The organism is Micromonospora sp. NPDC093243, assembly GCF_044753725.1.
GTDB lineage: Bacteria > Actinomycetota > Actinomycetes > Mycobacteriales > Micromonosporaceae > Micromonospora.
Window position 1 is genome coordinate 256,890 of the sequence record NZ_JBIVNT010000004.1, and the last position, 10,296, is coordinate 267,185.

Below are 10,296 nucleotides of genomic sequence, written 5' to 3' on the forward strand. Positions count from 1 at the left end.
CGGGGGCGGTCAGCGGCAGCTCCAGCGGATCGCCCGCATCACCAGACTCTTCTGGCCCGGCTCGACGTCGAGCTGGCCGCCGATCACCGCCGCGTCGTCGCTGACGCTCACCGCGACGGCCGCGTACCGGCCGGTGCGTCCGTCCAGGTCGGGCAGGCGCAGCGTGCCGGCGTCGGTGAGCAGCCCGGCGTCCATCCGGTCCACCGGGCCGACCACCCAGCCCCGCCCGTTGCCGGCGCTCGGGCTGACGCCGCTCGGCAGCGGCTCGTAGCGGCCGGTGGCCAGGTGGTAGCGGGCCGGGTAGATCCGCCGAACCTTCCCCTCGTCCCGGAAGGCGACCCCGGTGATCCAGCCGCCGCGCAGCGAGTGCGCCACGAACTCGCTCGCCGGGCCGCCCTCGACGGACGGCGTCGGCAGCAGTTCCGGACCCCCGCCGCCGGCGCGCCAGACGGCGGTACGGGTCACCCCGCTCGGACCGTCATGGATCTTCCCGACCACCGTGCCGGCGGAGTCGACGCCGATGGCCGTCCCCTCCCACCTCGGGCCCGGCAGCGGGAGCTCCACGGCCGCGGTGTCGGGGTCGGACCAGAGCACCGGGCGCTGCCGGTCGCCGATTTGCCGCGCGCCGACGATCCGGCCGTCGGCGCTGACGGCGGTCGCTTCACCGGACGCCAGGCCGGGCAGCCGGGCGGGGCGGCCGTTCCGGATGACGTACGGCTGCGGCCGGTCGTCGAGGTAGACCGACCCGACCGCGACACCGGCGGCGTTCACGTCCACCATCCGCTGGTCGGAGCCGGGCAACCGATACTCACGCGCCCGGTCGCCGTCCCAGAGGATCACCGGGTTGCCGCGGCCGTCCCCCGGATACGACCGGCCGGCCAGGAACCGACCGGTCGGGTCACCGCCGGTCACCAGGCTCTTGGCGTGCCCGCCGGGTACCGGCAGTGGCTGAGCCGTGCAGGCGGTCGGGCCACCCGGCGCGGTGGTGGCGGGCGGCGCGATGGTGGCGGGCGCGCTCCCCGACGTGGACGGCGACGCGGGCTGCGACGCCGGCCCGGCCGATGGGCCGCCGCCGACCACCAGCGGCACGGAGACCGCCGCCAGCACGGCCAGCCCTGCGGCCGACACGCTCATCGTCCGGCGGCTGCGCCGTCGCCGGCGCGCCTCGTGCACGGCGGCGGTCAGATCGACCCGGACCGGCCGGACCGGTTCCGGATCGAGCCGCCGCAGCAGATCGACGATCCGGTCCTCGTCCGCCGTCATCACGCTGCCCCCTTCGTCGTCTCCACCAGGTCCGCGCCGTCGAGCAGGCGGCGCATCGCGGCCAGGCCGTGGGAGGTCTGGCTCTTCACCGTCCCGGCGGAGCAGCCCATGGTCCGGGCCACCTCGTCCACCGGCAGGTCGTGCAGGAACCGCAGCACCAGCACCGCCCGCTGGCGCGGCGGCACCCGCGCCAGCGCCGCCCACAGCACCGTGCGGTCCTCGACGCCGCCGTCCTCGGCGTGTCGCGCGTCGGGCGGGGCGGCGAAGAGCCTGATCCGCCACCATCCCTTGCGCCGGCTGTCGAGGAAGAGCCGCACCACGACCGCCCGCACGTACGCGTCGATGTGGTCGGCTCGCGACGCCCGGGACCAGCGCTGGAAGAGCCGGGTGGCCGTCTCCTGCACCAGGTCGTCGGCCTCGTCGCCGTCGCCGCAGAGCGAGTACGCCAGCCGCTGCAGCATCGGTAGCCGCGCCCTGAAGTACTCGACGAACTCCTGTTCCGATGCGTCCGGCATCCGGTTACCTCCGTCGGTTCCCCCCTACAGACGACGATCGGCGGGAAAGGGTTGTACGCCCGCGCCGGTCCGGATCGAGGATGTCCGGATGACCGGTGAGTTGCGGATCCCGGACGGGCTGGGCTGGGTGCGGGGCACGGCGGCGGGGCGGGAGTGGTTGGCCGAGCTGCCCGCGCGGCTGGCGGACTGTGTCGAGCGCTGGTCGCTGCGGATCGGGCCGCCGTTTCCGTACGCCTTCGCCTCGCTGGCGCTGCCGGCCGAGCTGCCCGACGGTACGCCGGCGGTGCTCAAACTCCAGTACCCGGACGTGGAGAGCGAGGACGAGCCGGCCGCGTTGGCCCGCTGGGCGGGAATGGGCGCGGCCCGGTTGCTCGGGCACGACCCCGGGCGGCGGGCGCTGCTGGTCGAGCGGTGCGTGCCGGGCTCACCGCTGCACGACGTGCCGGCCGCCGAGGCGGTCACCGTCCTCGCCGGGCTGCTGCCCCGGCTCTGGGTGCCGGCGGGCGCGGAGTTCCGGTCGCTGGCGCAGGAGGCGGCCGGCTGGGCGGAGCGGCTGCCGGGAAAGTGGGAGCGGGCCGGCCGGCCGTACGAGCGCCGGCTGCTCGACGCGGCGCTCGGCCGGCTCGCCGAACTGGTCGACGATCAGGGCGAGCAGGTGCTGGTCAACCAGGACCTGCACGCCGGCAACGTGCTGCGGGCCACCCGGGAGCCGTGGCTGGTAATCGACCCGAAGCCGCTGGCCGGCGAGCGGGAGTTCGGGCTGGCCCCGATCATCCGCGGGGCCGAGCTGGGCCACTCCCCCGCCGCGGTGCGCTACCGACTGGACCGGCTCAGCGCGGAGCTGGGCCTGGACCGGGAGCGGGCGCGGGGCTGGACCGTCGCCCAGACGCTGGCCTGGGGCATCGCCGACGGACAGGTCTTCGCGGGCCACCTGGAGGTGGTCCGCTGGCTGCTCGGCGAGGAGTGAGCGGGCGAGGCCCGGCGCGCGCGCGGACGCCAAAAGGCGTGCACGGCCCGGGCGACGGTCAGCCGGGCTGGCAGGTGGCGCACCAGTAGAGGTTGCGCCCGGCCAGCTCGCCCCGGCGTACCTCGTCGCCGCAGAGGTGGCAGGGCGCGCCGGGACGGCGGTAGACGTACACCTCGCCGCCGTGCCGGTCGACCCGCGGCGCCCGGCCCATCGCCTCCGGCAGGTGCTCGTCGCGCACGGTGTCGATCCGTCCGCGCCGCACCGCCTGGGTCATCAGGGTCACCAGGTCGGCCCAGAGCCGATCCCAGCCGGCCCGGTCGAGCCCCCGGCCGGGCAGCCTCGGTGACAGCCCGGCCCGGAACAGCGCCTCGGTCACGAAGATCAGCCCGGTGCCGGCCACCACCGACTGGTCCAGCAGCAACGCGGCCAGCGGCGTCGAGCTGCGCGAGATCCGGGCGTACGCCCGCTCGGGATCGGCGTCGGCGCGCAGCGGATCGGGGCCGAGCCGGGCCCGCAGCGCCGTCACCTCCGGCGGGGTGAGCAGCTCGCAGGCCGTCGGGCCACGCAGGTCGAGCCAGTGCCGGTCGCTGGTCAACCGCAGCCGCACCTGCCCGATCGGCTCGGGCGGCTCGCCGGCGCCGTCGGTGACCTTCCCGTAGAGCCCGAGGTGCACGTGCAGGGTCAGCTCGTTCGCGTGGTGGTGCAGCAGGTGCTTGCCGTACGCCTCGGTGCCCTCGAGCACGGTGCCGCTCAGCCGGGCGGCGCCCTCGGCGAACCGGCCCTGCGGGCTGCTGGCGTGCACCTTGTCGCCGGCGAACAGCTCGGCGTGCCGGGCCGCCAGGCGATGAATGGTGTGTCCCTCTGGCACGGGTGCCAAGGGTAGTCAGCCGCCTTGACGTCTGCCATCTGACCTGCTCGGACGGCGTAGTCGACCGCGGTGGGCCACCAGGGTCGGGCTACGTCCGACGGCCCTCGTTGCGAGACGCCTTGGGCGCGCCGAGCAGGTGGCGCAGCCGGTACCGCAACACCCGGGCCTGGCCCACGGAGAGCAGCAGGCTGGCCGCGGCGACGCCCGGCACGCTCGTCAGGGCGACCATCGGCTCGGCCGCCGGATGCAGGGCCTGGACGAGGGCCACGTCGACGATGAACGCCTCCGGCGGATTGGTGTCCAGGTGCCGGGCCGGCGACCGGTGCTGGCCCCGGCGCTGGCAGTCGGTCCGGTCGCACCAACGCGGGTGGCCCTGGTCGCCCGGGTCTGCAAGGGCGCCGGTCGGGAACACGTGCAGGTAGCCGCAGGGCCGGTCCACGTCGGGCGCCATACCGACCGGGTGGGAGGTCATCCCGGCTCTGTCGATCGCGGCGGTGGCACGGATCGCGTGGGCGGCACAGGTGTACGCGGCGGCGTCGAGGGAGTCCGCTGTGTACAGCTCGATGCGTACCGTCGCGGATTCTCCACAGGTGGGCAGGGTGGGTAGGGTTCGCACGGGTCGCCTCCCAGCTAGGCGATCAAGGCCCTCGGCTGGCGGCGCAATCGCTTGGCCGGGGGCCGTCTTTGTCTGGCTCTGACAAACGTACAGTCAATGTACGTCTAGACAATAGACGTCTAGGAGCTGGACAACCCCGAACACGTACAGATCATGTGCGTGTCTACGCTGCCGCCCATGACGAGCCCGCTGTCCAACGTGCCGCTCTACCGGCAGTTGGCGGACCTGCTCGCCAAGGAGATCGAAGAGGGCAAGCTACGCGCCGGGCAGCCGCTTCCGAGCGAGCTGCACCTGCAGCAGACCTACGGGGTAGCCCGAGGCACGGTGCGGATGGCCATGCGCGAGCTGCGCGACAGGGGCCTGGTCGTCACCGTCCACGCGCGCGGCACCTTCGTAGCCGAGCGACAGTAGCCCGCCCTGCCGCCGCCAGAGATCAGCCGGCGAGGGCATCAGAGCAGGTAGCAGCCGAGTCGCACGTCGCCCCGGTGGTCCCTGCCCGACGGCTGGCGCGCCCCCTCCGCCAGGACCAGCAGGCGTGACCGGGGCCGCAACGATCACGAACGCAATCATTGACTTCTATTACTAAGGAATATTAACTGTATTCACGGATGCCGACAGGTCGGGGCAATCCGGAACATCAGCGCGCGCTTCGCTCGGGCCCTCCGTCCCCACCGCCCGCCACCCCCGCGAGAGGAAGACGCATGCCCACCACCGCCGTACCCCCATCACCGGGCCATCGCCGACGGGCCCGCCGCCGGTCGATCGGCGCCGGCCTGCTCGCGCTCGGCACCGCCACGGCCGCCGCCGCGTTCGCCCTGCCACCCCCGGCCGTCGCGGCCAACGAGCCGGTGAACGTCTGGCTGACCACCACCTCGGACTCCGGCGGCCGGCAGGTCACCCGGGGCCTCCAGCAGCAGACGCCGACCGCGTTCGCCGCCACCAGCGGCGGCGCGACGCACACCATCACGGTCAACGAGAACACCCGCTACCAGCAGTTCGAGGGCGGCGGCGCGTCGATCACCGACACCACTGCCTACCTGTTCCGCGGCGGCCCGATCAGCGCCGCGACCCGCGACGACGTGATGCGCAAGCTCTTCTCCCCCACCGACGGCATCGGGCTCTCCTTCGTCCGCAACCCGATCGGCGCGTCGGACCTCTCCCGTCCGGGGCACGTCTCCCTCGACGACACCTGCTGCGACCTCAACGACTTCTACGCCAACGGCTACGACACCAACGTCCGGCTGCTCACCGCGCAGGCCCGGTCGCTCAACCCGGCGCTGCGGGTGATGGGGGTGCCGTGGAGCGCGCCGGGCTGGATGAAGGACAACGGCCGGATGGACCAGATGGGCTGGCTCAAGTGGGAGTACTACCCGCTGTACGCCCAGTACCTGGTCAAGTACGTGCAGACGTACCAGGCCGCCGGCATCGCGGTGAACTACCTCTCGGTGCAGAACGAGCCGAACTGCTGCCAGGCCGCCAACCCGACGGCGATGAACTACCCCGGGATGAGCTGGAACGGCCCCGGCCTGGTCGAGTTCACCAAGAACCACCTCTACCCCGCGCTGCGCGCGGCCGGGCTGAGCACCAAGGTGCTGGTGCACGACTGGAACTACGGTGACTACCCGAACTTCGGGGCGGTGCTGCTGGCCGACGCCGGCATCCGCAACGACCCGCTCTTCGGCGGCATCGCCTGGCACGGCTACTTCGGCGACCCGGCCGTGGGCACCCAGGTGCGCAACCAGTACCCGTCGGTGCGGCAGTTCAGCACCGAACACTCGGGCGGCACCTGGATCGGCAACCAGCACAACGAGGACCTCGCCGACATCGTCAACTACGCCCGGAACTACAGCGGCAGCCTGGTCAAGTGGAGTCTCGCGCTCAACCAGAGCATGGGCCCGCACAACGGCGGCTGCGACGTCTGCACCGGCCTGGTCACCGTGCAGGAGGGCGGCCCCCGGGCCGGCCAGGTCGACTACACGATCGAGTACTACACCACCGGGCACCTGACCAAGTTCGTGCGGCCGGGGGCCTACCGGATCGACTCGACCGCCAACGGCACGGTGCCGAACGTGGCGTACGTGAACCCGGACGGATCCAAGGCGCTGATCGCGCACAACGGCGGCACCGGCACCCAGTCGGTCAAGGTGGTCTGGGGTGGGCAGTCCTTCACCTACTCGCTGCCGGCCCGGACCACGGCCACCTTCACCTGGTCGGGGAGCCAGTCGGGCGGCGGGGGGCGCACCGGCCCGGTCGTCGGGCTCGCCGGCAAGTGCCTCGACGTCGCCGCGGCCAGCAGCGCCGACGGCACCCCGGTCCAGCTGTACGACTGCAACGGCACCGCCGCGCAGCAGTGGACCTTCGGCGCCGACGGCACCGTCCGGGCCCTCGGCAAGTGCCTCGACGTCCGGGACAACGCCACCGCCAACGGCACCCGGGTGCAGATCTGGACCTGCACCGGCTCGGCGAACCAACGCTGGACCGCGACCGCCGCCCGCGACCTGGTCAGCGCCAGCGCCGGCAGCTGCCTGGACGTGCTGGGCAACAGCTCGGCCAACGGCACGGCGACGCAGATCTGGAGCTGCACCGGAGCCGCGAACCAGAAGTGGACCGTGCCCGCCTGACCGACCAGCTCGCGGTGGGGCCGTCGGTTCGCCGGCGGCCCCACCGTCGCGTACGCCCTGCGGTGTCGAAAAACGCCCACCTGGGTACTTCCTGAGGACGTACCGCGTGGGTGCCACCCGTTCCACGGCCACCCCGCATTCCATCAGGAGGTGTGTTGTGGTCAGAATTCCTTCGCTGTCGCGCAGATCGGAGCCGGCGCCGACGCGGGACGAGAACCTCGACGGTCGCGACGCCACGGCCGTCACCGCGCCGGACGGCTCGACGCCGGCGGGCGCGCCGGAGACGACGGACCGGGCGAGACCGGTGGTGACCGACCGGGACGCCGACCAGACGACGTACCGCAGCAGCGACGCGTCGGCCGGTGACGCGGAGCGGCGGGCGACGGAGCGCGCCGCGGTCGCCCGGGCCGCCACCGCCCGGCCGACCGACGCCCGCAGAGACCAGGGCGACACCCGGACCGTCGACCGGTCCGCCGTCGTCGACCCCGACCGGACCGTACGACCGGACGCCGAGCGGACCGTACGGCCCGACGCCGACCGGGACCGGCCGGTCAGCCCCGCCGCCGAGCCCGCCGAGCCGGAGCCGCCGGTGGAGCGCGGCCCGAAGCCGCGGGCCAGCCTGCTCGCCACCCTCGGCCTGGTGATCGGCGTCGCCGGTGCCCTCTTCGTGCTGACCGGCACCCTCGCCGGCTACGGCATCGGCCTGGGAGCGGTCGGCGCGGTGCTCTCCGTGCTCGGCCTCTCCGCCACCCGCCGGCGGCACATCGCCGGCAAGACCGACGCGCTCTTCGGCATCGTCTTCGGCCTGGGCGCGGTGGTCCTCGGCGTGCTGGCGATGACCGGTCAGTTCGACTGGCCGACCACCGACGGCGACTGGGTCCAGCGGTTCCGGGAGTGGCTTGACTCACAGTTTGTCGACCGGTTCTAGCGGGCACTGTCCGGCTCGCCGGCGGTGCGCCGGCGACCAGCGCCGGTGATGCACCGGCGCAGCCCGACCAGCCTGGTGGTTCACCAGCCGGGCAGCACCCTTTCAGGGGCGGCGGTTCGCCGCCCCTGAAGTGTTTTCCGGGACCGGTCCGGCGAACCGCCGAACCCGACCCGCCCCGGGCCGCGGACCGCTCCCACCGCGCCCGTCGGGCCCGAACGCAACGATCCGACGGCGCTGATCGCCCAGACGCAACGAACAGTCGCCCTGTGCAACTCTCAGTGGTGGATCCTGCCGCCAGCGCCGCATAACGTTGAACAACGGCGCCAGCCCGTGGGCCACGGTGGCCGGGCGCGCCCGACCCTGGGAGCAGGACAATGACGATGGACGCCATCCGCCAGCGCTACCTGATGTGCCGGCCGACGTACTTCGCCGTGGACTACGCGATCAACCCGTGGATGGACCCGACCGCGCCGTTCGACACCGAGCTGGCGATCCGCCAGTGGGAGCAGCTGCGGCAGGTCTACCGCGATCTGGGCCACACCGTCGAGGAGATCACTCCGGTGCCCGGCCTGCCCGACATGGTGTTCGCCGCCAACGGCGGCACGGTGATCGACGGCAAGGCGATGGCGGTGCAGTTCCGCGACCCGCAGCGCGCCGACGAGGCCCCGGCCTACCGGGCCTGGTTCGACTCCGCCGGCTTCGAGCTGCACGACCCGAAGCACGTCAACGAGGGCGAGGGCGACGTCCTGCTCGCCGGTGACTACCTGCTGGCCGGCACCGGCTTCCGCACCGCGCACGCCTCGCACGCCCAGTTGCAGGAGGTCTTCGGCTACCCGGTGATCACCATGCAGCTGGTCGACCCGCGCTTCTACCACCTGGACACCGCGCTGACCGTCCTCGACGAGCGCACGGTGGCGTACCTGCCCGAGGCGTTCTCGCCCGGCAGCCAGGCGGTGCTGCGCCGGCTCTTCCCCGACGCGGTGCACGCCACCATGGCCGACGCCGAGGTGCTGGGGCTGAACGCGGTCAGCGACGGGCGGCACGTGGTGCTGCCGGCGCAGGCCACCGACCTGGCCGCCGCGCTGCGCGGCCGGGGCTACGAGACCATCGGTGTCGACCTGTCGGAGCTGCGTAAGGCCGGCGGCGGACCGAAGTGCTGCACCTTGCGGCTCCGACAGGGAAAGGCGAGCAAGTGATCGTCGACGACATGCTGCAGACTCCGGCCGCGGTGCGGAACGCGGAGCGCTGGACCGCGCACAACTACCACCCGCTGCCGGTGGTGATCTCCTCGGCCGAGGGCGCCTGGCTCACCGACGTGGACGGCCGGCGCTACCTCGACTTCCTGGCCGGCTACTCGGCGCTGAACTTCGGCCACCTGCACCCGCAGCTGATCGCCGCGGCCCACGCCCAGCTCGACCGGCTCACCCTCACCAGCCGGGCGTTCATCCATGACCAGTTCGCCGACTTCTGCCGGGAGCTGGCCGAACTGTGCGGCAAGGACATGGTGCTGCCGATGAACACCGGCGCCGAGGCGGTGGAGACCGGGATCAAGGTGGCCCGCAAGTGGGGCTACCAGGTCAAGGGCGTGCCGGCCGGTCAGGCCAACATCGTCGTCGCCGAGGGCAACTTCCACGGCCGGACGACCACCATCGTGAGCTTCTCCACCGACGAGGACGCCCGCGCCGACTTCGGGCCGTACACCCCCGGGTTCACCGTGGTCCCGTACGGCGACCTGGCCGCGCTCACCGCCGCGATCGACGAGAACACCGTCGCCGTGCTGCTCGAGCCGATCCAGGGCGAGCAGGGCGTCGTCGTGCCGCCGGAGGGCTACCTGCCGGGCGTACGGCAGGTCTGCACCGACCGCAACGTGCTCTTCATCGCCGACGAGATCCAGTCCGGGCTGGGTCGCACCGGTGCGACCTTCGCCTGCGACCACGAGGGCGTCACCCCCGACATGTACCTGCTGGGCAAGGCGCTCGGCGGGGGCATCGTGCCGGTCTCGGCGGTGGCCGCCAACGCCGACGTGCTCGGCGTGCTCAAGCCCGGCCAGCACGGCTCGACCTTCGGCGGCAACCCGCTGGCCTGCGCGGTGGGGACCGAGGTGGTCCGGCTGCTGGCCACCGGCGAGTTCCAGCGCCGCTCGGCGGAGCTCGGCGCCCGGCTGCACGCCGGCCTGACCGACCTGATCGGCAAGGGCCTGGTCGCGGTCCGCGGGCGCGGCCTCTGGGCCGGCCTGGACATCGACCCGGCGCTGATGACCGGCCGGGAGGCGTGCGAGCGGCTCGCCGAGCGCGGCGTGCTGGCCAAGGACACCCACGGCTCCACCATCCGCCTCGCCCCGCCGCTGGTGGTCACCGAGGAGGAGATCGACCACGCGGTCGCCCAGCTGGCCGCCGTCCTGGCCAGCTGACCCACCCTGCACACCGGCGGGGGGGGGGGGCGCCCCGGCCCCCCCCCCCCCCCCCCCCACACACCCCCCCCCCCCCCCCCCCCCCCCCCCCCCCCCCCCCCCCCCGTA

At 73.4% G+C, this 10,296-nt stretch carries 10 protein-coding genes; 6 read left to right on the forward strand and 4 right to left on the reverse strand.

What is annotated here, in order from left to right:
- Positions 1-9: 9 nt before the first annotated feature.
- Together ACIP9D_RS14935 and ACIP9D_RS14940 are read right to left on the reverse strand one after the other, a co-directional pair.
- Complete coding sequence (locus tag ACIP9D_RS14935; RefSeq protein WP_350871724.1) at positions 10-1,263, reverse strand: hypothetical protein; 1,254 nt, start codon at positions 1,261-1,263, stop codon at positions 10-12.
- Positions 1,263-1,778 carry a SigE family RNA polymerase sigma factor gene (locus ACIP9D_RS14940; RefSeq protein WP_350871723.1) on the reverse strand — a complete coding sequence of 172 codons (516 nt, stop codon included), beginning with the start codon at positions 1,776-1,778 and terminating at the stop codon, positions 1,263-1,265. The genes ACIP9D_RS14935 and ACIP9D_RS14940 overlap by 1 nt, the downstream gene beginning before the upstream one ends.
- 88 nt (positions 1,779-1,866) lie before the next feature.
- Here ACIP9D_RS14940 and ACIP9D_RS14945 point away from each other — a divergent pair, with 88 nt between their 5' ends.
- A complete protein-coding gene (locus ACIP9D_RS14945; protein WP_350871722.1) occupies positions 1,867-2,745 on the forward strand; it encodes an aminoglycoside phosphotransferase family protein in 879 nt (292 codons plus the stop codon).
- Between the two features lie 58 nt (positions 2,746-2,803).
- Here ACIP9D_RS14945 and ACIP9D_RS14950 read toward each other — a convergent pair whose 3' ends face one another.
- Together ACIP9D_RS14950 and ACIP9D_RS14955 are read right to left on the reverse strand one after the other, a co-directional pair.
- Entirely contained in the window at positions 2,804-3,613 is an 810-nt protein-coding gene (locus tag ACIP9D_RS14950; protein ID WP_350871721.1) for a DNA-formamidopyrimidine glycosylase family protein, read from the reverse strand.
- A gap of 88 nt (positions 3,614-3,701) precedes the next feature.
- Positions 3,702-4,229 (reverse strand): hypothetical protein, encoded by a 528-nt coding sequence (locus ACIP9D_RS14955; RefSeq protein ID WP_350871719.1) that lies wholly within the window; start codon positions 4,227-4,229, stop codon positions 3,702-3,704.
- 177 nt (positions 4,230-4,406) lie between these two features.
- Between ACIP9D_RS14955 and ACIP9D_RS14960 the strand changes: the two genes are divergently transcribed.
- The 5 genes from ACIP9D_RS14960 to rocD all read left to right on the forward strand — a co-directional run bounded on the left by ACIP9D_RS14960 (position 4,407) and on the right by rocD (position 10,188).
- Positions 4,407-4,640: a GntR family transcriptional regulator gene (locus ACIP9D_RS14960; RefSeq protein ID WP_350871718.1), complete on the forward strand. Its 234-nt coding sequence runs from the start codon at positions 4,407-4,409 to the stop codon at positions 4,638-4,640.
- A 290-nt stretch (positions 4,641-4,930) separates the two neighbouring features.
- A complete protein-coding gene (locus tag ACIP9D_RS14965) occupies positions 4,931-6,850 on the forward strand; it encodes a ricin-type beta-trefoil lectin domain protein (protein ID WP_350871716.1) in 1,920 nt (639 codons plus the stop codon).
- Between the two features lie 157 nt (positions 6,851-7,007).
- Entirely contained in the window at positions 7,008-7,778 is a 771-nt protein-coding gene (locus ACIP9D_RS14970) for a DUF308 domain-containing protein (RefSeq protein WP_350871715.1), read from the forward strand.
- A gap of 380 nt (positions 7,779-8,158) precedes the next feature.
- Entirely contained in the window at positions 8,159-8,974 is an 816-nt protein-coding gene (gene ddaH, locus ACIP9D_RS14975) for a dimethylargininase (RefSeq protein WP_350872144.1), read from the forward strand.
- 11 nt (positions 8,975-8,985) lie between these two features.
- Positions 8,986-10,188: an ornithine--oxo-acid transaminase gene (gene rocD, locus ACIP9D_RS14980; RefSeq protein WP_400450006.1), complete on the forward strand. Its 1,203-nt coding sequence runs from the start codon at positions 8,986-8,988 to the stop codon at positions 10,186-10,188.
- Positions 10,189-10,296: the final 108 nt, after the last annotated feature.